At 59.9% G+C, this 22,804-nt stretch carries 18 protein-coding genes; 11 read left to right on the top strand and 7 right to left on the bottom strand.

Annotated elements, in window-relative coordinates; all coding sequences use genetic code 11:
- Positions 1–54 precede the first annotated feature (54 nt).
- Positions 55–2,427, top strand: a complete 2,373-nt coding sequence (locus tag soil367_RS14395) for a phosphoketolase family protein (protein WP_136549753.1) — start codon at positions 55–57, stop codon at positions 2,425–2,427.
- An 84-nt stretch (positions 2,428–2,511) separates the two neighbouring features.
- Positions 2,512–5,031, top strand: a complete 2,520-nt coding sequence (gene glgP / locus soil367_RS14390; RefSeq protein WP_172962357.1) for an alpha-glucan family phosphorylase — start codon at positions 2,512–2,514, stop codon at positions 5,029–5,031.
- A 32-nt stretch (positions 5,032–5,063) separates the two neighbouring features.
- Here glgP and soil367_RS14385 read toward each other — a convergent pair whose 3' ends face one another.
- Together soil367_RS14385 and soil367_RS14380 are read right to left on the bottom strand one after the other, a co-directional pair.
- Positions 5,064–6,419 carry an MBL fold metallo-hydrolase RNA specificity domain-containing protein gene (locus soil367_RS14385; RefSeq protein WP_136549752.1) on the bottom strand — a complete coding sequence of 452 codons (1,356 nt, stop codon included), beginning with the start codon at positions 6,417–6,419 and terminating at the stop codon, positions 5,064–5,066.
- 118 nt (positions 6,420–6,537) lie between these two features.
- Positions 6,538–7,833, bottom strand: a complete 1,296-nt coding sequence (locus soil367_RS14380) for an MgtC/SapB family protein (protein ID WP_136549751.1) — start codon at positions 7,831–7,833, stop codon at positions 6,538–6,540.
- Positions 7,834–8,215: 382 nt separating this feature from the next.
- Here soil367_RS14380 and soil367_RS14375 point away from each other — a divergent pair, with 382 nt between their 5' ends.
- A complete protein-coding gene (locus tag soil367_RS14375) occupies positions 8,216–9,616 on the top strand; it encodes a PRC-barrel domain-containing protein (RefSeq protein ID WP_136549750.1) in 1,401 nt (466 codons plus the stop codon).
- A gap of 258 nt (positions 9,617–9,874) precedes the next feature.
- Here soil367_RS14375 and soil367_RS14370 read toward each other — a convergent pair whose 3' ends face one another.
- Both soil367_RS14370 and soil367_RS14365 read right to left on the bottom strand, forming a co-directional pair.
- The gene (locus soil367_RS14370; protein WP_136549749.1) at positions 9,875–10,240 is read right to left on the bottom strand and encodes an alpha/beta hydrolase; all 366 of its coding nucleotides are present in this window, start codon (positions 10,238–10,240) and stop codon (positions 9,875–9,877) included.
- A gap of 4 nt (positions 10,241–10,244) precedes the next feature.
- On the bottom strand, positions 10,245–11,630 hold the full coding sequence (locus tag soil367_RS14365; RefSeq protein ID WP_136549748.1) for a flavin-containing monooxygenase: 1,386 nt from the start codon (positions 11,628–11,630) through the stop codon (positions 10,245–10,247).
- A gap of 175 nt (positions 11,631–11,805) precedes the next feature.
- Between soil367_RS14365 and soil367_RS14360 the strand changes: the two genes are divergently transcribed.
- Together soil367_RS14360 and soil367_RS14355 are read left to right on the top strand one after the other, a co-directional pair.
- Positions 11,806–12,441 (top strand): TetR/AcrR family transcriptional regulator, encoded by a 636-nt coding sequence (locus soil367_RS14360; RefSeq protein ID WP_172962356.1) that lies wholly within the window; start codon positions 11,806–11,808, stop codon positions 12,439–12,441.
- Between the two features lie 82 nt (positions 12,442–12,523).
- Positions 12,524–13,231, top strand: coding sequence for a ZrgA family zinc uptake protein (locus soil367_RS14355; RefSeq protein WP_136549746.1), 708 nt, complete (start codon positions 12,524–12,526; stop codon positions 13,229–13,231).
- 35 nt (positions 13,232–13,266) lie between these two features.
- Here the strand turns inward: soil367_RS14355 and soil367_RS14350 are convergent, their stop codons facing one another.
- Entirely contained in the window at positions 13,267–13,770 is a 504-nt protein-coding gene (locus soil367_RS14350; protein WP_136549745.1) for a DUF3299 domain-containing protein, read from the bottom strand.
- A 222-nt stretch (positions 13,771–13,992) separates the two neighbouring features.
- Here soil367_RS14350 and soil367_RS14345 point away from each other — a divergent pair, with 222 nt between their 5' ends.
- Complete coding sequence (locus tag soil367_RS14345; protein WP_246065325.1) at positions 13,993–14,685, top strand: ABC transporter ATP-binding protein; 693 nt, start codon at positions 13,993–13,995, stop codon at positions 14,683–14,685.
- The gene (locus soil367_RS14340; protein WP_136549743.1) at positions 14,682–15,950 is read left to right on the top strand and encodes an ABC transporter permease; all 1,269 of its coding nucleotides are present in this window, start codon (positions 14,682–14,684) and stop codon (positions 15,948–15,950) included. Before soil367_RS14345 ends, soil367_RS14340 begins: the two co-directional genes overlap by 4 nt.
- A gap of 24 nt (positions 15,951–15,974) precedes the next feature.
- Here the strand turns inward: soil367_RS14340 and soil367_RS14335 are convergent, their stop codons facing one another.
- On the bottom strand, positions 15,975–17,612 hold the full coding sequence (locus tag soil367_RS14335; RefSeq protein WP_136549742.1) for a methyl-accepting chemotaxis protein: 1,638 nt from the start codon (positions 17,610–17,612) through the stop codon (positions 15,975–15,977).
- Between the two features lie 310 nt (positions 17,613–17,922).
- Between soil367_RS14335 and soil367_RS14330 the strand changes: the two genes are divergently transcribed.
- The gene (locus soil367_RS14330) at positions 17,923–18,492 is read left to right on the top strand and encodes a CAP domain-containing protein (protein WP_246065324.1); all 570 of its coding nucleotides are present in this window, start codon (positions 17,923–17,925) and stop codon (positions 18,490–18,492) included.
- A 128-nt stretch (positions 18,493–18,620) separates the two neighbouring features.
- On the opposite strand, the gene soil367_RS14325 is transcribed toward soil367_RS14330, so the two are convergent.
- Positions 18,621–19,391, bottom strand: a complete 771-nt coding sequence (locus soil367_RS14325) for a helix-turn-helix domain-containing protein (protein ID WP_136549741.1) — start codon at positions 19,389–19,391, stop codon at positions 18,621–18,623.
- Between the two features lie 307 nt (positions 19,392–19,698).
- Between soil367_RS14325 and soil367_RS14320 the strand changes: the two genes are divergently transcribed.
- From soil367_RS14320 to soil367_RS14310, 3 genes are all read left to right on the top strand, one after another.
- The gene (locus tag soil367_RS14320; RefSeq protein ID WP_136549740.1) at positions 19,699–20,589 is read left to right on the top strand and encodes a DNA ligase; all 891 of its coding nucleotides are present in this window, start codon (positions 19,699–19,701) and stop codon (positions 20,587–20,589) included.
- A 110-nt stretch (positions 20,590–20,699) separates the two neighbouring features.
- Positions 20,700–22,100, top strand: coding sequence for a PhoX family protein (locus tag soil367_RS14315; RefSeq protein ID WP_136549739.1), 1,401 nt, complete (start codon positions 20,700–20,702; stop codon positions 22,098–22,100).
- A gap of 88 nt (positions 22,101–22,188) precedes the next feature.
- A complete protein-coding gene (locus tag soil367_RS14310; protein ID WP_136549738.1) occupies positions 22,189–22,743 on the top strand; it encodes a VPLPA-CTERM sorting domain-containing protein in 555 nt (184 codons plus the stop codon).
- The last annotated feature ends 61 nt before the right edge of the window (positions 22,744–22,804 follow it).

The raw sequence follows: 22,804 nt of genomic DNA, 5'->3' as shown, positions 1-22,804 counted from the left end.
TTAAAGCTGAAAAGAACCTTGGCCACGCCACCGGATAAGTCTGAGCGAGTCACCATGAGCAAGAAAGCATCCGAGTCCGTTTTGAGCGAAGCACAGCTGGACGCCATCAATGCCTACTGGCGCGCTGCAAACTATCTGTCTGTCGGTCAGATCTACCTGCAGGATAACCCGCTGCTGCGAGCGCCTCTTCAGGCCGAGCATGTCAAAAAGCGTTTGCTGGGTCACTGGGGCACCACGCCGGGGCTGAATTTCGTTTACGTTCACCTTAATCGCCTCATCCGCGAGCGTGACCTGAACATGATCTACGTCACAGGTCCCGGTCACGGAGGCCCGGCGCTGGTCGCCAATACCTGGCTGGAAGGTACCTACAGCGAACGCTATCCGGATGTCGCTGAAGATGAAGACGGCATGCGGCGGCTGTTTCGCCAGTTCTCTTACCCCGGCGGGATCTCCAGCCACGTGGCGGCGGAGGTCCCCGGCTCGATCAACGAGGGCGGCGAGCTGGGCTACTCATTGTCCCACGCGTTCGGGGCGGCTTTCGACAATCCCGATCTTATCGTGACCTGCGTGGTGGGCGACGGCGAAGCTGAAACAGGCGCGCTGGCCACGGCCTGGCACAGCAATAAATTCCTCAATCCGGTGCACGACGGCGCAGTGCTGCCGATCCTCCATCTCAACGGCTTCAAGATCGCGGGCCCGACCGTGCTAGCGCGCATCCCGGAAGATGAGCTGCTGGCCCTGTTCCGGGGTTACGGTTACGAGCCCTACCTGGTGGAAGGAAGTGAGCCGGGCCCGATGCACCAGCGTATGGCCGGGGTGCTGGACGAGGTCGTCGAACGCATCCAGGCCATTCAGAAGGACGCCCGCACGAACGGCTACAGTACGCGGCCGCACTGGCCGATGATCATCCTGCGCTCGCCCAAAGGCTGGACCGGGCCGAAGGTGGTTGCCGGGGCGCCCAGTGAAGGCAGTTTCCACTCCCACCAGGTGCCGTTCGGTAACGTCGCAGGTTCTTCGGAAAACCGGACACTGCTTCAGGACTGGCTGAAGAGCTACCGCGCCGAAGAGCTTTTTGATCAGCAGGGCAAGCTGATTCCGGAACTGGCCGCGCTTGCGCCCCGGGGCGAACGACGCATGAGTGATAATCCGCACGCCAACGGTGGCATGCTGATGCGGGATCTGCGCCTGCCCGACTTCCGCGACTATATGCTCGATCTGCCCCAGCCCGGTGCGCTGCGGGCAGAAGCGACGGATGTGCAGGGCCGGCTGATTCGCGACGTGCTGAAACTCAATGCCAAAACCGGCAACTTCCGGATATTCAGCCCTGATGAAACACTGTCCAATCGCTGGCGCGCGGTGTTTGAGGTGACTGACCGCTGCTCTACCGCTGAAATCGCGGAAGCTGATGAGCATGTCGCGGTCGATGGACGGGTTATGGAGGTCCTCAGCGAGCACCAGTGCCAGGGCTGGCTGGAAGGTTACCTGCTGACCGGGCGCCACGGCTTCTTCTCGTGCTATGAGGCCTTCATCCACATCATCGATTCCATGTTCAACCAGTACGCCAAATGGCTGAAGAAGAGTAACGAGGTGCCCTGGCGCCGGCCCATCGCCTCGCTCAACTATCTACTGACGTCCCACGTCTGGCGCCAGGATCACAACGGCTTCAGCCACCAGGACCCGGGGTTCCTCGACCATGTCACCAGCAAGACGGCGGACCTAACCCGAATCTACCTGCCGCCCGACGCCAACACGCTGCTGTCCGTGACGGATCATTGCCTGCGCAGCCGCAATCTGGTCAACGTGATTGTGGCCGGCAAGCAGCCGGAGTGGCAGTGGCTGGACCGGGACGCGGCTATCAAGCACTGCACGGCAGGGCTGGGCATCTGGGGCTGGGCCAGTAACGACCGCGACCGGGAACCCGACGTTGTTATCGGCTGCGCCGGCGACGTGCCGACAGTGGAAGCCCTGGCGGCGGTGATGCTGTTACGGGAGCTGGCACCCCAGCTGCGGGTGCGGGTGGTCAATGTGGTTGACCTGATGACCCTGCAGCCACCCAGCGCTCACCCTCACGGTATTTCGGACAAGGATTTTGACCTTATTTTTACCCACGACAAGCCGGTGGTGTTCGCCTTCCACGGCTATCCCGCGTTGATTCACCGACTGATTTACCGTCGGAACAATCACGCCAACTGGCATGTGCATGGCTACAAGGAGCAGGGCACCACCACGACGCCGTTCGACATGGTGGTGATGAACGAGCTGGACCGCTTCCATCTCTCGGCTGCCGTGCTGGACACCATTCCCAACCCTGACTCGTCCGTTGCCTATGCGCGCCAGGTTCTGCGCGACAAACTGCTTGAGCATCGGCACTACATTCGCGCCCATGGCGAAGACATGCCGGAAATACGGGACTGGCAATGGCATTGACCGAGACGGCAAAAAATCGGCGAGAACAGCCGCGCTGTTTTCGACAGGACGCCAGCAAGAAGACTTCCAGGAGGGAAAGCCACCATGCCGATCAGTTCCGGATCCTATCCGCCCCGTGCCGTACCGCCGGCCCTTCAAGGGCTGGTCAAACTCGCCCTCGACCTGCGCTGGAGCTGGCACCACGGCAGTGACGTACTTTGGCGCACGCTTGGAGAGGAAACCTGGGAGCGGGTCCCGAACGCCTGGCTGGTGCTGAACAGTGTTTCCGACCGGCGACTGAAGCAACTGGCCGAGGACCCGGACTTTCTCGGGTTGCTGGATCGTCAGCTTGAGGCCCAGGCCGAGTTCAACCGCGTGCCGACCTGGTTCAGTACCGATTATCAGGGGTGCCCCTTCAAGGCTGTTGCGTTTTTCTCCATGGAGTATGGGGTCACCGAGTCCCTGCCGATCTATTCGGGCGGACTCGGTATCCTGGCAGGGGACCTGCTCAAGGCGTCGAGCGACCTTGGCGTTCCTGTCATTGCCGTTGGTCTGCTCTACCAGCAAGGCTATTTTCGCCAGAGCGTTAACAGCGATGGCGATCAACTGGAGTTCTATCCCTACAACGACCCCACAATGCTGCCGCTTTCACCGCTGCGGGACGAGCATGGGGAGTGGGTGCGGGTAGTGCTCGACTTCCCCGGGCGGCGGCTCAGCCTGCGGGCGTGGCACGGTCAGGTTGGGCGTTGCGAATTGCTTTTGCTGGACAGCAACGACCCCATTAACGAGCCCGGCGATCGCGGGATCACCAGTGAGCTCTACGGTGGCGGTAGCGAGTTGCGTCTGCAGCAGGAACTGGTCCTTGGGATTGGCGGCTGGCGGCTGTTGCAGCAGCTGGGTATACAGCCCGAGGTATGCCATCTGAACGAGGGCCATACCGCGTTTGCGGCCCTGGAGCGGGTCCGCAGCATTCAGCTTGAGACCGGACTGGCCTTCGACGCCGCGCGTCTTGCCGCCCGGGCCCGGACGCTTTTCACCACTCATACGCCGGTTGCTGCCGGGTTCGACCGCTTCCCGGTCGAACTGGTGGAGCGGTATCTGGCCCCGCTTGCTGCCGAGCTTGGCATTGCGATGCACGAGTTGCTCGCCCTTGGGCAGGGCGACGGCGCAGACCCCGACGCGCCGTTCAATATGGCCTATCTTGCAATGAGCCTGGCCGGCGCGGCAAACGGCGTCAGCGAGGTGCACGGGCGGGTGTCCCGGCAACTCATGCAGCACCTCTACCCGCGATGGCCAACCAGCGAAGTGCCCATAGCCAGCGTCACCAACGGCGTGCATACCCCCAGCTGGGATTCGCCCGCGGCCGACGCCCTCTGGACCCGGGCCTATGGCAAGAACCGCTGGCGTGGCGATCTTGCCGCCGTGGATGCGGCTCTGCCCGGCATCGACGACGGCGAACTCTGGGCTTTGCGCAACGATAACCGCCGGCGACTGGTGGCTTTCCTGCGCCGTCGTTTGACCCTCCAGCATTGCGAGAAGGGCGGCGCGGACTCGGCCGGGGCCGCCTGCGGGCTCGACCTTGACGACGAAGCGCTGATTATCGGTTTCGCCCGCCGGTTTACCGAATACAAGCGACCAAACCTGCTGCTACAGGATCCCGAACGGCTGGTCCGCATTCTCAACGACCGGTCCCGCCCGGTGCAGCTTGTGATCGCGGGCAAAGCCCATCCGCGTGACCAGGTGGGCAAGGACATGCTGAAACAATGGATTCGCTTTATTACGCGCCCCGATGTGATCGGTCGTGTCGTATTCATCGAGGATTACGACCTGCAGGTGGCGGCAGCGTTTGTACAGGGGGTGGATGTCTGGCTCAACACGCCACGATCACCCTGGGAAGCCTGTGGCACCAGCGGCATGAAGGTGTTGGTGAACGGTGGGCTGAACCTGTCCCAGCGGGACGGATGGTGGGCTGAGGCTCATGACCCGGCGGTGGGCTGGTCGATAGGCTCCCCAGAAGGTCTGCCACCGGGGCGCATTGCCGAGGGCGACCGAGCAGATGCCGAAGAGCTGTACCGCCGTCTCGAAAACGAGGTCGTGCCGAGCTTTTATGATACGGATGCTCAGGGGATTCCCCGAGCCTGGGTCGCCCTGATGCGCGAAAGCATGTCGCGGCTAACCCCTCAGTTTTCGGCCAACCGCATGGTCCGGGAGTACACGGAGCGCTTCTACGGTCCGCTAGCTTCAGGTGGCGCCAGACGCACCCCGGAAGTCGCCCGGCAGCTGGCTGCTGTGGTGCATGGCTTACGCGAGAACTGGCACCGACTCCGGTTTGGTAGCGTGCTGGTTGAGCATGAGGCCGAACACCATCACTTTCATATCCAGCTACACGTCGACGGGCTCGACCCGGACTGGCTCAAAGTCGAACTGGTGAGCGAAAACGATGGCGTCGTGCGCTGTGAACCGCTCACTCGTGGTGAGCCTTTGGTGGGCAGCGAACACGCCTTCAACTATCACGGCGCGGTACCGGCTGACCGCCCCTCCGAGCATTACACTCCGCGCGTGGTGCCGGCGGGCGAGTCACTCCATGGTCCGCTCGAGCTGAACCTGATTCTCTGGCACCACTGAGGCGCCGGAAAATTGCAGCGGCGGTACCGGCATCAGAGCTCCACTTCGCTATACAGCTCGGGCACTTCCGCATCCCAGCCAAGCTGCTCTTCCACATGCTTGCGCATGGCGTCCGAGGCGCGTGTCTCGCCGTGGGTAATGAACACCTTCCGCGGTTGTAGCGACGACTGCTTCAGCCAGGTCAGGATCTCTTCGTAGTCGCCGTGGGCAGACAGGGAATCCAGATTGTAAATCATGGCTTTGACCGGGAAGTACTCGCCGTGGATCTTCACTTTGTCGACGCCGTTGACCATGGCATCGCCTCGCGTTCCCGGGGCCTGGTAGCCGGCGAAGACAACGCTGTTGCGGTGATTGGGCAGAAGGGCCTTGAGGTGGTGCAGGACTCGGCCGCCGCTCGCCATTCCGCTTGCCGAAATGATGATGGCCGGCAGCCGGCGGGCGGTCAGCTCGATGGCGTCTTCAACCGTACGCACATAGGTGGTGCCTGCGTCGATCTCGTGGCACTGGTTGGCATCCAGACGGTGCTCGTTGTGGTGGCGCAGGAAGACCTCGGTCGCCGTGATCGCCATTGGGCTGTTGAGAAATACTGGCACGTCCGGTATGCGCTTCTGTTTCTGCAACTCATGAATCAGGTAAAGCAGTAGCTGGGCCCGACCCACCGCAAAGGCTGGCATCAGCACTATGCCCCCTTTAGCCAGCGTTTGATTGATGACCTCCGCCAGCGCTTCCTCGGGATCGACGGTACTGTGCACACGGTTGCCGTAGGTTGACTCCAGCACCAGGTAATCCGCCGACTGGAGCGGAACCGGCGGTAGCATGACCGGGTCGTTCTGACGGCCGACATCGCCGCTGAAAATGATCGATTTGCCACCATGGCTGAGCCTCACGCAGGCCGATCCCAGGATATGCCCGGCCGGGGAGAAGCTGACGTCGACTTCGTTTACCGGTGAGAAAGATTTATCGAAGGGGTGGGCTTCAAACAACTCCAGCGCCCGCAACGCATCCTTGACGGTAAACAGCGGTTCGGCTTTTTCGTGGCGGGAGAAGTGCTTGCGGTTGGCGTAGCGGGCGTCTTCCTCCTGTAGATGGCCGGCGTCCGGCAGCAGTACACGGCAGAGCTCCAGCGTCGACTGGGTACAGTGGATCTTGCCCTTGAAGCCCCGCTTGACCAGCAGTGGAAGATAGCCGGTATGGTCGATATGGGCATGGGTCAGCACGACGGCATCTATCGATTCGGGACGTTCGGGAAAGGGCGCCCAGTTGCGCCGTCGTAACGCCTTGACGCCCTGGTACATGCCGCAGTCGATCAACACCCGGCTGGTGGCGGTTTCTATCAAATGCCTGGACCCGGTAACGGTATCCACCCCACCGAGAAAACGAAGTTTCATGTGACTGCTCCTGTTGTGCTGGATCCTGTTGAGCTGGATGTAAATAGGCGCCCACACCACTATAGGGGAAACCGACCAACGATTAACCGGTACACATCAAGAAAGCTCGAGTTCAGCTTCAGGTAGCGCCTGCCAGAAGCAAGGCGGTTACCGCGCCGACGACGACTGCGAGGCAAATGGGGGCGAGCAGGTAGCGGCCCAGGTCGCGCCCGATTATGGCAGCGGCTGCGACTTTGATCAGACTATTGACCCCTGCTGCGATGAGAATGCTGTAAGCGGCCGCCTGCAGCCCAAGCCCGGCCCCAGCCATGCGGGCGGACGACAGGGTGATTGGGTTGACGTCCGCAATGCCCGTGACAGCCGCCAGCAGATAGATGCCAGTGTCCCCCATGCGCTCCCGGAATATCTCCGATAGCGCCAGCACCACCGCCACAATCGTGCCCATGACCAGGGCGGACTTGAGGTCCAGGGGATTGTTTTGCAGCCCGATCCCGCCCCCGGCATCAGCAGGGCCATCCTTACTCTTCAGCCAGAGGCGCCATGCCAGCAGATACATGACCAGAACTGCGGCCGAAAGTGGCGGCAGAAGGGCGAATGCCAGGGGCGGATAGACGATTGCAGTGATCAGCAGGACGCGTGGCCCCATGGTTCCGCAGGCCAGAAGGATGCCAGTCGCAAGCAACGACGCATTTTCCCCGGCCTGGCGCGACAGACGCGCGTAGTGAAGGGTAAGGGCGGTGGATGAACTCAGGCCTGCGAACAGGCCGGTGAAAACAGTTCCCTTTCGGGTTCCGCCAATACGCATCGCAAAATAGCCGACAAACGAAATAGACGCGATCAGTACAACCATCCACCAGATTTCATACGGGTTCAGCGCATCCCCCGGGCCAAATCCTTCATTCGGCAGGACCGGCAGCATTACCACCGAAATCAGCAAGAGCTTGAGCCCGGCGGCCAGCTCTTTCTCCTGGAGTAACCCTACCCAGCGGTGTATTTCCTGCTTGTTGTCGAGGATGAGCGCGGTAGTGACTGCGGCGCTGGCGGCGAGAAAAGTCTCTCCCTCAACGGCGAGTGCGCCGAAGATGAAGGTCAGAAAAAGGCTGATGGACCCGGTGATCCCGACGTTCTGGTCTTTATTGACCTTGGCGTGGTAGCTCGTGACAACAAGAAGGGTGAAGCTGATCAGCATGACCGCGGCAAACCAGTGCCCCAGCGACTCGGCGAGCACCAGTGTAAGCCCCCCCAGCAGGCCGGTGAGAGTGTGCGTGCGCACGCCGGCGACGCGTTCTCCGGGATTCCTTTCCCGTTGCGTCCAGCCTCGCTGGGTGCCGATCAATAACCCCAGCAGCAAGGCGACGGCCAGGCCGGGCAGGTTGGGGTGAAGGTCGAAAAACGAATCCAGTATGTCGCTCATGGGTTCCGGACCGGTTTGTGCTGTCCAGAACAGCCTAAATGCTCCTAATGGGTCCGGTAAAGCAGGTCATGCAGGACAGGAGTGTCTGTATCCGGCGGCGCCGGCCGAAGCTTCCAGCAATGCCGTTCCGTTCAGCTCGCCTATAAATTTTACGCACTCTGGCTGTAGCTATTGCCGGTTATACCTGCAAGTAGAGCCCACGGTCTGCTTTCGAGGCCCGCCTGGCGCGATTAATGGCGGCTGGCATAGAAAATGTTAGGTAGTTCTGGCGGCAGAAAGACCTTTCGTTCTGCTAACACTTTTTACTGTTGCCGCCAGTCGGGGACCTTTCCTTGAGAAAGCTCTTCATGCAGAACAGAAAAAGGCTAAAAAGGGAGATTTTATGAGCATGGAACGTAATCGGATCAGAAAATTCGGGCTCCAATTAACCGCGGGAGCGGTGAGCGCCTTTTTGCTGGTGCCCGCTGCGGTGGCCCAGTCCAACTCATCAGCAGGAACGCAACTGGAGCAGGGACCGGCGGTTGAACATCGCCAGCTCGATAAAAACGGCGACCAGATCCTCCAGTGGGACGAGCTTAAGCCGCGGCTGGAGTCTGCTGACCTGGGGCAGGACTGGGACCAGGATCGGATCATGCAGGAATTCGACCAGAATAATGACGCGGGCTTGGGGCCGCTTGAGTACCAGGTGTTTCTGGCCAATGTCGGCAATGGCAGCTCGGGCTCGCAAACCGCGCAGGCGGGCCAGAACCAGAACACCCAGGACAACCGTGGCCAGGAGATCGACGGCGAGCAGGAGGTTGTTGTGCAGTCGCAGCAGCCCAAAGTGAAAGTGGACACGGATCCGGCGCAGGTTCAGGTGCAACAGCGACAGCCTGAGGTAGCGGTGGATCAGAAATCGCCAAAGGTCAGAGTAGACCCGTCCGACCCGCAGGTGACGGTTGATCAGAAACAACCGAAGATCAAAGTTACCCAGCCTGAGCCGAAGGTTCAGGTCACCGTGCCCAAGCCGGAGGTGGAAGTCGTCCAGCGCAAACCGGATGTTAATGTCAAAAAAGCCAAGCCGCAGGTTGAGGTTGAACAGCGCCGGCCTGATGTCGAGGTTAGCCAGCAGGAGCCGAAGGTTAACGTCCAACAGTCAGACCCGGAGGTGGCGGTCGTACCGGCTAAACCGCAGGTGTCCATGACTGAAGAATCCCAGCAGGCCAATGTTGACGTCAACCAGGCTGATAAAGCCCAGGTAGAGGTCCAGCAGGCCGAGCCCGAAGTGCAGGTGGGCAGCAGCGACGCCAACGTTAACGTGCAGTCTACCGACCAGGCCGATGTTGAGATTCAGCGTGAACAACAGCAGGCCCGGAATGACAGCCAGCGGGCCGACGAGGAGGATGTGAACCAGCTGCCAGCTACTGCTGCGGGCATGTCGAGCCGCGAGCAGCAAGAGTCCCGCGCGCAGGCTGAGGACCTGGATAATCTGCCGGTAGAGGAACTGGACGGCAGGAATGTCCAGAACAGGAACGGTGAAAATCTCGGTAAGGTTGACCTGATCGTTCTTGAAAAAGACGGCAACACGCCGGCTGTGGTCCTGACCTCGGGCGGCATACTCGGGTTCGGCAGCAGCAAGGTCCTGGTGCCGCTGGAAGAGCTGACGATGAACCAGGGTCAACTGGTGTGGCAGACCTCCAAAACCCCAAGTGAAATGAAGCAGTCTGATTACAACGAGCAGAACTACACTGAAGTGTCTCCCGAGAACTACAACGTAGTCGGAGACCTGAAGCAGGCTCAGTAATCCAGGAGGCTGCTTAGTCATCAAGATGATAGAGCCCCGTAGGTGCTGTTGGCGGTTGCATGCAACTGCTGGCGGCGCGGCGGGGCTTTTTTGCGGGGCGGCCTGCGCTGACTCTGCCGGATGCCAGGTTACGGGATAAAGGCCGGGGCTTGCTTCGGCAATGACAAACGAAGTGCCTGCCCACATCGGGCCAGATCACTATGGCCCGTCACGGGGCAGGCCGACATACACCTATTGAGGCAATCACTGCACAACCACCTACCGCGTCAGTCTCAGAGGGAACACGGCTGCAGGGGCAGCGGTGCAGACCAGTACCACCGCCGCGAGGGAGACTTGAGTCGCCAATTGTTGAGCGATCAGTCCGCCAAGGGAATGGCCGATGAGCACCGGCTCTCTCGGCAGAGAGTCGACCAGTTCCCGGGCCTGAGCCACATAGTCCTGCAGTCCTGACCGGCCCAGAAGTTCCAACGTGCTGGGGTGTGCATCGGCTCTATGGCCGAAAAGCCTCAGGCGATGGCACTGATAGCCGGCATCTTCAAGGTTACGTTGCCAGCCATCCCAGACGCAGGGTTGGCTCCACATACCATGAATCAGAACGACCGGAGGGTGGGATGGCAGGCCCATGACCTCAGGCCCCTGTGGTGTGGTTGCCTGCAGAGGTCGGCCAGAAATGCTTGTAGCGACTCTTGTGGCCCTCTGGCGGCCGGCCAATCTCGATACCGGTGGTGTTCAGCTCCCGTTTCAGTTCGGCTCTGAACTGGTGGTAGTCGACCTGGGTGGAGTGACGGCTCCCTTTGTCGAAGGCGAGGTGGGGGTTGTTAACCTCGTGCTCGATCGCTGCGTGCATGTCGAGTGGCCGCTGATAGTCGCCGAGAATGTCCTTGCAGGCCAGTTTTGCCTGGTAGTCGGCCAAAGGCCAGATACAGCCGATCGGCTGGAACAGACCGATAAAATAGAGGTTCTCATAATCCGCGTGCATCATCTTGCGGTAGAGCGGCACGCGTTCAGCGCGCTGGAAGTCGATCAGGGTTTTGTCGAAAAAGGGAAAGCTGATCCAGAACCCGGTGCAGGCGACAATGGTATCAAAAGCCTCTTCCGTGCCGTCCACGAACTCGACAACGTCGCCTTTGAGAGCCTTGACGGCCGGGCGTGGCTTGACGCGCCCATGGCGTATGAAATCGAGCAGGTCCGAGTTGAGCGAAGGGTGGTGGCTCAAAACCGGCTTTGTCGGTCGAGGCAGCCCGTACTTGGCGTAATCCCCCTGCAGCATTTTCAGAAGCAGGGTCAGCATCCGCTGGCGTAATTTGGAGGGTAGCCAGGGCGTGCGAGCGGCCAGAACATCAGAGGGCATGCCGAAAATGAACTTGGGCAGGAACCACTGGGGGCTGCGCATGCTCAGCGCGACTTTATCCGCCAGCCGGGCTGATTCCACAGAGACGTCACAGGCCGAGTTGCCGGCGCCTATTACCAGAATGCGCTTGCCACGCCAGCTGTCATCCACGCCTTTGAAGTCATGGGAATGCATGAAGGTACCGTTGAAACTGCCCGGGTACTCGGGATACTTCGGGTTCCAGTGGTGCCCGTTCGCGACCATGAGGTGAGTGAACGTCTCGGTCTGACTCTCACCGTCAGGCCCCGTATATCTGATCTGCCAGTTGCCGGCTTCGTCCCGGGTCGCTTCGTCGACGGTCGTGTCGAACCGGATTTTATTGATGACGCCGAAATGGCGGGCATAATTTTCGAAGTAGGCCTGAAGCTGCTTGTGGTTGGGATATTCCGGGTAGTCATCGGGCATGGGAAAGTCCTCGTACTCGGACCAGTCCCTCGAACTGATGATATGGGTATTCTCATAGACGCTGGAGTGGCCAGTGCTGGCGTTAAACACCCAGTTGCCGCCGACTTTGTTGTTTTTCTCGAACACCGTGACCGGAAGTCCGGCTTCAAGACAGTTCTTTGCGGCCGTTATACCGCTGGGGCCGGCGCCGATGACGCACACGCGTGTGGGTAATGACATACTTGCTCCTGTGATTGTTTTTGTATTTAAGGGTTATTCTTGTGCTGACGCCGCTGGTGGAGAGAACCTGGCTCGCGGCTCTGTTGAGTTCCCTGTGCGCGAAATAATCCGACATTTGTCATTTTTGGTAATCTAACTTTTGTCGGATATAGTGTCAACGTATACGGATGGGAAGGTGAAAGTGGATACAGCGGGAGTCACACGCAAACCGGTTCAGGATCGCAGTAGGGATCGCGTTGAACGCGTCGTTGCGGCGGCGGAAAGGCTGTTGCTGGAAACCGGGCCTGAGCGCACCTCGATTCCGGAAGTGGCCCGGCTGTCAAAGGTGCCAAGGGCATCGATCTATCAGTTTTTCCCCAGCAAGTACGCGCTTTTTCTGGCTATTTCGGAGCGCCATCTCAAGGCCGTGGCTGACGTGATAGGCCAGTTGGAGCTCACTAACGAGGCCGAGCCGCAGAACGGGCAGTTTGAACACATGGCGCGGTCGGTCACTCGGGCGGCCGCGGACTACTATAACGACCATCCGGTCGCCAGCATGCTGATCCTGGGCGGTCCCATGAGCCGCGAGGCTTACCTCTCCCAGGAAGTCACCATTCAGGATATCGGTCACCAGCTGCGCCCGCTATTCTCACGGTATGCCCCTGATGCCGTGTTGCCGCAGGATCCTGACGTCGTCACCATAGCGGTAGAAATCGCTTTCGCGTGCATGAAACATTCGTACTTTACCCACGCACGTATTATTGAACCGATGGTTGATCAGGCCGCGATGGCGGCTAGCGCCTATCTGAGGCACTGGCTGGAACCCGGCTGAGGCCGCGTCAGGAACACATCTTTTTGATAATCGGGCGACAGGTGTTATGTTATAACATTCTCTAGCCTGAGTAGGATGCGTCATGCCCCTTTGTCCCCGTCTCATCATCGGCTGCCTGCTGGTACCCGGCCTTACATTTGCTACTAACACAGTGGCCGAGCAGTCGCTACCCGCACACGTACACGGCAGTGCAACCCTGGAACTCGCGGTTGAGCAGGAATCCGTAGAGCTGGTATTCACTTCGCCGGCCATGAACATTATCGGCTTCGAGCATGCGCCGAAGAGCGAGGCACAACGGGCCGAGCTTGACCAGGCGCTGGCCTGGCTCGAAGCAAATCCCGTCGTCACGATTGCCGGCTGCTCTCTCGTCGAAGCCAGCGCGCGCTCGACCATTGAGCGTGCACGCCACGACGACGGAAAGAAGGCGCATCTTGAGGAACACGAACACGAACACGAACACGAACACGAACACGAACACGAACACGAACACGAACACGAACACCAACACGAAGCCGGGCACGAAGAACGGCAAGAAGAAGGACACGAAGAACGGCACGACGAAAACCATCACGAAGACCATGAAGACCGTTCTGGCGGTGGCGTCCGGCACAGCGAAATCACGGTAAGCCAGGCGCTGACCTGCAACGGGTCAGACCGCGGCGCGGGGGTTGAGACTCCGCTGTTTTTGCGTTTTCCTGGCGTCGCCGAAGTGGCTGTCGCCTGGGTTACGGAGACTACCCAGGGCGGGGAGCGGTTGAGCCCGAAGAACAGCAGCTTTACGCTCGATTGAGCGATAGGGGCCAGGCCGGGGCGCGTGGCCTCGGCCTAGTACGCTTCCTGATAGGGCTCGACCAGAACCGCGTCCATGACATACGAGGCATCGGCAACGTCGTTACTGACCTTGTCAGTGTGAAGTACACCCTGTATCCAGAACGGATGATAGAGCGCATCGGGATTGTAGCCGGGCGCGTAGGTGACATGGATAATCTGGTTGGGCGGCGGTGCCGGCACATGGATGCAGGCACCGAAGTAGGGGACCAGGAAGAACTCGGTGATCTTCTGATCATCATTGACCTGCAGGGGCACGATGAAGCCCGGAATGCGAAGAGGTGTTCCGTCCAGTTCAGGCCTGATGTTCCCTTCCATTATTTCTTCAGGCAGCGTAACGGGCTCGTTACCCTCATGGTCGGCGACCGGCATGTTTTCAAGGAGAGCCAGATCCTCCGGGGGCATCAGCTCGGTCCAGTCCAGCTCTTGCCACTCGGTCGCCAGCCCGGCCACAGGGAGCAGGCAGAGCAGCGTACTGATGGCCAGCACTCTGATGAACATGACTTATTTCTCCTTGATGGACCGTTCCAGGCCAAAGACTATAGCAGCAAACCCGCATGAACGAAGGATCGGCGATGAGTATCAGTTCAGCATGGCAGGGCCCGAGGTCCGCACCAATTTCAGGTGGCCTCAGGTTAGAGTCAGCGGGTAAGAGCGGGCGAAGTTGCGAGAGTTCCCGCGATGGGTCTGCATGTGACTCTCAGGTCGAACAGGGGCGGGCCTATGCCATTGCCTGAACCGGTATTGCAGCTTCAGGATCTGTACTTCGGATGGCCCGGAGGTTCCGACCGATGGCACGTTCCGGAACTGAGCATTAAGCGGGGGGAACACTGTTTTCTGCACGGTCCCAGCGGTTGTGGCAAAAGTACCTTGCTTGCGCTTCTGGCCGGCATGATAAAGCCCCAGGCGGGCAGCGTCACAATGCTGGGGAGCCAGGTCTCGTCTTTTGCCGGACGTCGGCGCGACCGATTCCGGGCCGATCATATGGGCATCATTTTCCAGCAGTTCAACCTTGTTCCCTATCTCAATGCCCTTGAGAATGTGCTGCTGACCTGCCGTTTTTCACGATTGCGGCGCGAAAAGCTCGCCCTTCCTCTTCACGCTGCCGGATGCGACGCACTGCGCGCGCTGGGTTTGCCAGAAAACCGCTGGCGGGCTCCGGTCGGTGCACTCAGCGTTGGTCAGCAACAGAGAGTCGCGGCGGCCCGGGCATTGCTCGGCGGACCGGAAATTATTCTCGCGGATGAGCCTACTTCGGCGCTCGACGCCCACAACCGCGACCGGTTTGTGGAAGTGCTTATTCAACAGGCCCGTGACCACCAAAGCACGGTACTGTTCGTCAGCCATGACCGGGACCTTTCCGGGCATTTTTCCCACAGCCTTGAAATCGGGCAGTGGCGGGAGGCGGGCGTATGATGGCGGCAACGCTTTTCAGGCTAACGGTTGCCAGCGTATGGCACCGGCGTGGGACGCTTTCCCTGGTGGTGCTTACCTTAACCCTGAGTGTCAGCCTGCTGCTCGGCGTGCAGTACGTGCGTTCGGAGGTCAAGCAGTCTTTCGTCAATACGGTTTCCGGCACCGACCTGATCGTTGGCGCACGCAGCGGGCCTCTCAACCTGTTGCTTTATTCCGTCTTCCATATCGGCAACCCGACGAATAACATCAGTTGGCCTACCTACCAGGCTATCGCGTCGGATCCGGCGGTTGAATGGACTGTGCCGCTTTCACTGGGTGACTCACACCGGGGTTACCGGGTGATCGGCACTACAACCGATTTTTTTCAGTACTTTCAGCATGGCCGGAGTCAGATGCTAGCCTTCGATCAGGGCGAGCCTTTTTCCGATTTGTTCGAAGCGGTCATAGGCGCCAGTGTGGCGGACGCGCTGGGCTACGCCTATGGGCAAGAAATCGTCCTGGCCCACGGTACCGGTAGCGTCAGCTTCGTAAAACATGATGACAAACCGTTCGAGGTGGTCGGTGTGCTTGCGCCAACCGGCACGCCGGTGGATAACGCCGTGCTGGTCAGCCTGGAAGCTATCGAGGCGATTCACCTGGGCTGGCAGGGCGGCGTTCCAGCGCCCGGCAGGCGGGTAACGGCAGCGCAGGCGCGGGAGCAGAATCTTGAGCCGAAAGCCATCACCGCGGCGCTGGTCGGGGTCGAGCGGAAGGTGGCAACCTTTCAGTTACAGCGCAAATGGAATCAGTGGTCGCCGGAACCGTTGAGCGCGATCCTGCCCGGGGTCGCGCTGTCGGAGCTGTGGCGATTGCTGTCGGGGTTCGAGGCAGCGCTGTTGGCGATAACTGCTTTCGTAGTGGTGATCAGCCTGGTGGGCATGGTCGCAGTGCTGCTAACCGCTCAGGCCCAACGCTCCCGGGAGATGGCGATACTCCGCGCCTGCGGTGCGTCGCCGTTACTGCTGGCATTGTTGTTCAGCTGTGAGGCCCTACTGATCGCATTGTGCAGCATCGCGCTGGCTTTGGTTGTCGGATTCTCTGGCCTGGCCTTTGTCATGCCCGTGCTGGGCGATACCCTGGGGTTGCATCTTGAGCTGCGACCCCTGGCGCCGACCGAATGGTACCTTCTCGCACTGGTTCCGCTAGCGGCCCTGGTAGTGTCCTGGATTCCGGCCTGGCGTGCCTACCGAAAGAGCCTGGCCGAGGGCCTGACGCCGCGCGAATAAGTGAGACGTGGACGTGCGGGCCACTCAGCTTTTGAAAAAACTCACCTTGGTCGTGAGTGAGTCAGCCAGCTGCGCAAGTTTGCGGCTTGATTCAGCCACTTGGTCGGATCCGGCTGCAGTTTCTACCGTGGCCTCATGAATCCGGTTGATGTTCTGGTTAACCTCTTCGGCAACGCTGCTCTGTTGCTCAGCGGCGCTGGCGATCTGGGCGTTCATGTCATTGATGGCACCTACCTCGGTGCGTATCTTGCCGAGTGCTGTTTCAGCCAACTGTGTCTGATCAACCGTTTTCTGCGCCAGCTTGCGGCTGTCCTGCATGACTTTGGCAGCCTGCCCTGCGCCCTGCTGCAGTTTGCCGATCATGTCCTGAATTTCCCGGGTTGAGTCCTGAGTCCGGGTAGCCAGCGACCTGACTTCATCAGCCACCACAGCGAAACCACGGCCATGGCCGCCGGCGCGGGCTGCCTCAATCGCGGCATTAAGTGCCAGCAGGTTGGTCTGCTCAGCGATGGCGTTAATGACTTCAATGATCTTCTCGATACTGCCGCTATCCTCGGAGACCTGCTGGACCGTCTCGGATGCGCTTTCCAGTGTCGCCGCGAGGTTGTGGATAGCACTGACTGTTTCCTCCACAACCCGGTAGCCTGTCCCCACCTCGGAGTCCGCATTTTTGGCGGCTGTGGCCGCGCCGCTGGCGTAGCTGGCCACTTCCCCGACCGTCGCCGCCATCTCATTGATGGCAGTGGCCATCTGTTCGGCTTCACTGGTCTGCAACTGGATCTGGTTGCTGTTACGTGCCGACGTCGAAAGAAGCTGGGCTGAGGCCTGGCTCAGTTCGTCCGCCGAGCTACGGACCTCGGCGATCGTCGCTGTCAGGCGGCAGAGAGTTTCCTTCAAAGCGCCCATTACACTGTCGGGAAAGCGCGTTGTGATGCGATGGCTGAGTTCGCCACGGGCAAGACCCCGGATAATCTCGGCAACTTCCTGAGGCTCGGCCCCAAGTATTGCCTTGAGGTTGCGAATGATCAGGGTCGCTATGATCATCGCAAGCACAATGGCGACCAGTGTCACCGAGAGGATAAGCCATTCGAAGTTACTGGCGGTCGCGCGAACGGCAGCGAGATCTGAAGCAATGATCTCTTCCTGATAGTCGATAAACGCGTTGATATTCCTGAGCCATTCGGAATAAGCGGGAGAAGCCTGCTCCAGCAGGAATTCACGGGCGGATTCGAGGTCGGCTGCTCTGCGGAGCCGGATCAGGCTGTCTGTCAGGGCCAGTGTGCGGGCCTCGGTGGCCTTTATCTCGTCCAGCAGCGCCCGTTCTGCAGGCTCTGCATCACCGGCGGTAAAAAGGGCGTCCATGGGTTTGGCCGACTCGCGGTAGAACGCCGCAAGCCGGTTTACATCGCCAAGGTGCTGTTCCAGTGCAGCCGTGTCCCGAACAAGAACGGCATCGCGAATTGCTATTGCCCGGTCGTGCACACTGCCGCGAAAGTTGATGGCGTAGCGCTGCTTGAGGGCAGCCCCCTCACTGACGCTGGTAAGTGTCGAGTCAATGAAACCAACCCGCTCCATGCCGGTGATTGTAATCAGGATCATCAGGGCAAGTATGAGCCCGAAGCCCAGGCCAAGACGCTGAGCAATGCTGAGTTGAGAAGACATAGTGCGAGTCCGGTGTCGGCCATGGGCCAGGGGGAAGCCTAAGCGTAGACGGAATCCGGAACCTTGCACCGGTCCCTGGGCCGGCTTTTCCTATTTTTCTAAATATTTAACACTCGATGTAGCGGTAGCCGAAAAGGCCGGCCGCAGGTCGAAAATGGAGCCGTTCGGCTGAACGTTTGCCGCGGTGGTGACGACGAGGTAACAAAACGCTTCACGTTGCTCAACACGTATATGATGGGAAGCATTCGCTATTGAGCATGACCGGTCCTTGATCAACTTGGACGGGTTGTGGGCCAAGGGGAGGCTTGTTTTGAATTCCGGACCAGGCAGTCGTAAAAGCAAGCTCCGGTTCAGCCTGGTCTGGGCGCTAATGTTCGGAGTGGCTGCGCCGCTGGCCCAGCCGGTAGACGGTAAGTCGAACCGGTCCTGTAGCCTTGATGATCTGGAGCAGGAAATGCTCGATCGCGTCAACCAGGCACGATCCCAGCCGCGTCAATGCGGCGGTGAGTCATTCGACGAGGCTCAACCATTAACCTGGAACTGTCGTCTGGAGGCCGCTGCGCGGGCCCATACTGAGGCTATGGTCGAGCAGGCGTTCTTTGGCCATACCGGCCCGGACGGAAAGCAGGTAACGGACCGCGTTGATAAGGCGGGATATAGCTGGCGCTCCGTGGGCGAGAACATAGCGGCGGGCCAGGAAACGGTCGGGCAGGTGGTCGAAGGCTGGTTACAGAGCCCGGGACACTGTCGCAACATCATGAAGCCCGGATTCGAGGAGATGGGCGCCGCGCGGTCCGCCAATCGCGGCGGCCCCTATGATCCTTACTGGACCCAGGTTTTCGCCCGCCCGCGCCAGGGAGCGCGTAGCCCCAATGATTAAGGGCTCACTTAGGACGCTGGCGAGCTGGCGACTTGCCCGGGTTCTGAGGGCCACTCCTGCGGGTTCTGAGTGCCGTTCCTGCGAGTTCTGAGTGCCATTCCTGATAGCTGGACCAGCCGAATGGGGCGCTAGCGACTGGCGTTGGCGTAGCCGGGGCAGGCTTCATCCGGACGGGCGGCCTGTTTTAACTGATTCTGGAGTGCAGTAAGCTCAAGCAGCTCTACCTGTCGTCCATTGAGTCTGATCAGTTCCTGCTTTTGCAGGCGGGTGAAGACCCGACTTACAGTCTCAACCGCAAGGCCCAGGAAATTGGCAATGTCGCCTCTTGGCATGGGCAGGCGGAAACTGGTGGGTGACAGCTTTCGGCGGGCGTGACGGGACGACAGCGTCAGCAGGAGCGAAACGATGCGCTCGTCTGCCGTGTTCTTGCTCAGCAGCATGCCCAGCTCTTCAGCACCGGTAATCTCCCGGCTCATCAGTTTGAACAGGTGATGCTGCAGGTCCGGCAGCTCCCGGGCAAGCCCCTCAAGTGTCGGAAAGGGAATTTCGCAGATCGACGAGCGTTCGAGCGCAACAGCTGTACACGAGTGGCTACCGCGTACACCATCGAGACCGAATATTTCCCCTGGCAGGTAGAATCCCAGAATTTTTTCGTCGCCGCGCTCGCTCGCCATGGAGGTTTTCACAGCCCCGCTACGGACCACGTAACAGGACGAAAAAGCCCCGTTCTGCTCAAACACCTTACGGCCGCGTTCATAGGGTGCGTCGCGTTTCACCACGGCTTCCAGCTTCGGCATATCCGGTGTGTTCAGGGCAAGCGGCAGGCAAAGCTTGCTCAGGCTGCAGCGATCACAACCTGTGCACTCGGGCAGAGCAGGCCGGATAGGAATTGCGTCCATAGTTCACACCTTCTTGAATCTAACGTCGCCTGCTCTAGGACCTTAAGAACGGCTTTCATGACACAGAGGATAGGATACCCCGCCTGAGCTTGAAAGGAGGAACTCTACTTATTGGACTGAGTGTGAGGTCGAACAGCACCGCACCCATGCGTTACCCATGCGTTACCCATCGTATCGCCAGCGAGCTTGCGTCCGCGCCACAACTCAGAGTCAGCGAGTAGGGGCAGATTGTTTCACGGCGCTGTGATGCTTGTATAAATAGCTTTGTAAACTATACTTTGCGGCCCGGTTAACAAGGATGACAACCATGGCTGCAAACCTGCCTCACTTTCGGTCGATACCCCCGGTTTTTGTTATTTTTTTTCTGATCGGCCTTGTGTTTGCCCCGTTGGCGCAAACCAGAGCTCAACCGCCGGGGCTCATGCTGGCTAATGTTTATGCCGATCAGGACGACCTTGAGGCGTACTGGGTCAGCGAAAAGCTGGACGGCGTGCGTGCTTACTGGGACGGCGCACAGTTCCTCTCGCGTCAGGGTAACAGGTTTCATGCCCCGGCCTGGTTCAGCTCTGGCTTCCCGGAAGTCCCGCTGGATGGTGAACTCTGGATGGGGCGGGGCACGTTCGAGAAGCTTATGGGAGCGGTGCGTCAGCAGGAGCCGGACGATGCGCTTTGGCAAAGGGTCAGGTTCATGGTCTTCGACATGCCGGAAGCGAGAGGCAACTTTGATCAGCGGCTTGGCACGCTCAGGCGCTTGCTGGCTACGCCGCCGTCGCCGTACATTGAAGTGGTCAGGCAGTTTCGGCTTGCGACGAGAGCGCAGCTGCAGAGCAAACTCGATTCGGTCGTGGACGGCGGCGGCGAAGGGCTCATGCTGCACCGGGGCGATTCGCTCTACCGGGCGGCACGCACGGACGACCTGCTGAAGGTGAAAACCCATGACGATGCCGAAGCGCGCGTGCTGGAGCACTTGCCCGGGCAGGGCAAATACGCCGGCCTGCTTGGCTCGCTGGTGGTGCAGACCCCGGCAGGGCTGAGTTTCCGGCTCGGAACCGGTTTTACCGACGCCCAGCGGCGCACGCCGCCGCCCGTGGGTAGCCTGGTGACCTATAAATTCTTTGGCAAGACCCGTAACGGGATCCCCCGCTTTGCCAGTTTCCTGAGAGTCAGGCAGGAGGTTAAGGGTATTAGCCAGCACTGACTCCAAGCCGCAATAAAAGCGTCAAGTTAACGCAATCTCTTCGCAACAGGATGGCCCTATCTTGAGGGCAGCCAGGCGTTTCGAACCTGGCCCATCCCTAGGAGAGAGACATGGACACGACCACCCCAAACTCACGCTCAACATCGAACGAAAAAAACGAGCCGGCTATGATCGGTCGCCGCAGCCTCATGCGCAACAGCGTGCTGGGCGCCGCAGGCCTCGCCTTTGGTGGCCTGATTGGCCGTACCGCAAGCGCGGCCAGTCTGCCTTTCAGTCCGGATTATGGCCCACTGATGCCCGCCATGGACGAGTCTACCGGACTCTATCTCATCAGCCTGCCTGAAGGGTTCCGCTACAAAACCTTCGGCTGGACCGGCGACCTGATGGCCGATGGAACTCAAACGCCTAGTGCACACGATGGTATGGGCGTAGTCGCGGCCAAAGGCAATACAGTGACCATGATCCGCAACCACGAGAAACGGGGCCAGGGGGCAGCATGGTCGCGGCTGGCTTATGACTCGACCGCCATCGGTGGCACGACCAACCTGACCTTCGACACCTATCGTGGTGAGTGGGGTGAATCGTTCGCTTCACTTTCGGGCACTTCTACCAACTGTGCCGGCGGTCTGACCCCCTGGGGCAGCTGGCTCACATGCGAAGAAACGACAGCCGGGCCGGAGACTAACGACGCAGCGAAGACCCACGGCTGGATATTCGAAGTACCGGCTTACGGGCGCGCCTCAGCAGAGCCGCTGAAGGCCATGGGCCGTTTCGTGCATGAAGCCGTCGCTGTTGATCCTGCGACTGGCATCGTCTACGAGACAGAAGACCGCGGCACCTCTGGCTTCTATCGGTTCATCCCGAACGACTACGGCAAGCTCCAGAATGGCGGCAAGCTGCAGATGCTGCGCGTGCTCGAGGGCGACAACGTCAACCTGTCAGCCGGCTATGCCAACGACACAACCTGGACCGTGGACTGGGTCGATATCGAAGATCCGGAAAGGGCCCACGAACCTGGCACGACGAATTCGCTGGGTGTCTTCAAGCAGGGCTGGGCCCAGGGCGGCGCTCGCCTGTCAAGGGGCGAGGGTTGCTGGTACGACGGCGGCTACATTTACTTCGTTTCCACCTCTGGAGGCAGCGCTGGCCAGGGCCAGATCTTCGAGTACGAGCCACGCAGTGAAAAGCTTCGTCTGGTCTTCGAAAGCCCCAGCGCCGCTGTTCTCAACTCGCCTGACAATATTGCGGTGAGCCCGCGCGGCGGCATCATTCTGTGCGAAGACGGCAGTCGCCCCAAGCAGATGCTCCACGGCCTGACCCGCGATGGCCAGATTTTCCCTTTTGCCGAGAACAATGTGGTGCTTAACGGGGAGAAAAACGGATTAATTGGCAATTACACCGGCAGGGAGTGGTGTGGTGCCACATTCTACAACCAGTGGCTGTTCGTCAATATCCAGACCCCGGGGATCACTTTCGCAATCACCGGCCCCTGGGATAACGGCTCGCTTTAACCGCCGTTCCCCAGTCAGAACCACGACCATTAAAGACAATTATGGCAGCGGCAACCGCCGCTCGCCCCATTCTGGAAAGGAAACGGAAATGACAAAGTGGATTGCAGTACTTGCGCTGGTATTGATCCCGGCCGTAGGGTCGGCCGCCATAAGCTACAACGGCAGTCTCGACAGCGGAGCGGTTCAGACCGGCTCGTTGGAGACTGAAAGCGGCTGGGCACAGGCCAACGGAAACGACGTGGACTTCTGGTCTTTCTCGGGCAATGCCGGCGAAAGCGTAAGCTTCATCGCGGAAAGCGAATCGACCGACGTTGCTTTTTCACTGTTTACGGGCGAACCGGACGCGTTCAGCCAGCCGTTCTTCTTCAGTAACGATAGCGACTGGGACCTGTTCAGCCTGGTGACGCTGTCGTCTACCCTGGGTAATGAGTACCTCCTGGATTTCATCCTGCCTGCCTCGGGCATGTTCACGCTGGCAATCGGCGGCGAAGTGCCGGACTTCCTGGCCTATGGAACAGGACCTTTTGGCTATTCCTTGCAAATGCTCAGTCAGGCTGCCTCTGTGCCGCTGCCGGGCGCGGCCTGGCTGATGCTGGCCGGCCTGGCCGGACTGGTGATGTCTGGCAAGCGCCGTGCAAGTTAGCGAGCGCTGATCCAGGAGCAAGGCCGGGGCAATGCCCCGGCCTTTTTCGTTGTGCAGTTAC

This window comes from Hydrocarboniclastica marina (assembly GCF_004851605.1).
GTDB lineage: Bacteria > Pseudomonadota > Gammaproteobacteria > Pseudomonadales > Oleiphilaceae > Hydrocarboniclastica > Hydrocarboniclastica marina.
Note: the sequence above shows the minus strand (reverse complement) of the source record. Positions and strands in the feature narration are given on the sequence as shown.

Excerpts from the sequence above, each read along its gene's own strand:
- glgP (WP_172962357.1), top strand. The coding sequence starts at position 2,512 with ATGCCGATCAGTTCCGGATCCTATCCGCCCCGTGCCGTACCGCCGGCC.
- soil367_RS14385 (WP_136549752.1), bottom strand. The coding sequence starts at position 6,419 with ATGAAACTTCGTTTTCTCGGTGGGGTGGATACCGTTACCGGGTCCAGG.
- soil367_RS14315 (WP_136549739.1), top strand. The coding sequence starts at position 20,700 with ATGGACACGACCACCCCAAACTCACGCTCAACATCGAACGAAAAAAAC.
- soil367_RS14365 (WP_136549748.1), bottom strand. The coding sequence starts at position 11,630 with ATGTCATTACCCACACGCGTGTGCGTCATCGGCGCCGGCCCCAGCGGT.
- soil367_RS14310 (WP_136549738.1), top strand. The coding sequence starts at position 22,189 with ATGACAAAGTGGATTGCAGTACTTGCGCTGGTATTGATCCCGGCCGTA.
- soil367_RS14395 (WP_136549753.1), top strand. The coding sequence starts at position 55 with ATGAGCAAGAAAGCATCCGAGTCCGTTTTGAGCGAAGCACAGCTGGAC.
- soil367_RS14350 (WP_136549745.1), bottom strand. The coding sequence starts at position 13,770 with ATGTTCATCAGAGTGCTGGCCATCAGTACGCTGCTCTGCCTGCTCCCT.
- soil367_RS14325 (WP_136549741.1), bottom strand. The coding sequence starts at position 19,391 with ATGGACGCAATTCCTATCCGGCCTGCTCTGCCCGAGTGCACAGGTTGT.
- soil367_RS14335 (WP_136549742.1), bottom strand. The coding sequence starts at position 17,612 with ATGTCTTCTCAACTCAGCATTGCTCAGCGTCTTGGCCTGGGCTTCGGG.
- soil367_RS14380 (WP_136549751.1), bottom strand. The coding sequence starts at position 7,833 with ATGAGCGACATACTGGATTCGTTTTTCGACCTTCACCCCAACCTGCCC.
- soil367_RS14320 (WP_136549740.1), top strand. The coding sequence starts at position 19,699 with ATGGCTGCAAACCTGCCTCACTTTCGGTCGATACCCCCGGTTTTTGTT.
- soil367_RS14375 (WP_136549750.1), top strand. The coding sequence starts at position 8,216 with ATGAGCATGGAACGTAATCGGATCAGAAAATTCGGGCTCCAATTAACC.
- soil367_RS14345 (WP_246065325.1), top strand. The coding sequence starts at position 13,993 with ATGCCATTGCCTGAACCGGTATTGCAGCTTCAGGATCTGTACTTCGGA.
- soil367_RS14340 (WP_136549743.1), top strand. The coding sequence starts at position 14,682 with ATGATGGCGGCAACGCTTTTCAGGCTAACGGTTGCCAGCGTATGGCAC.
- soil367_RS14370 (WP_136549749.1), bottom strand. The coding sequence starts at position 10,240 with ATGGGCCTGCCATCCCACCCTCCGGTCGTTCTGATTCATGGTATGTGG.
- soil367_RS14355 (WP_136549746.1), top strand. The coding sequence starts at position 12,524 with ATGCCCCTTTGTCCCCGTCTCATCATCGGCTGCCTGCTGGTACCCGGC.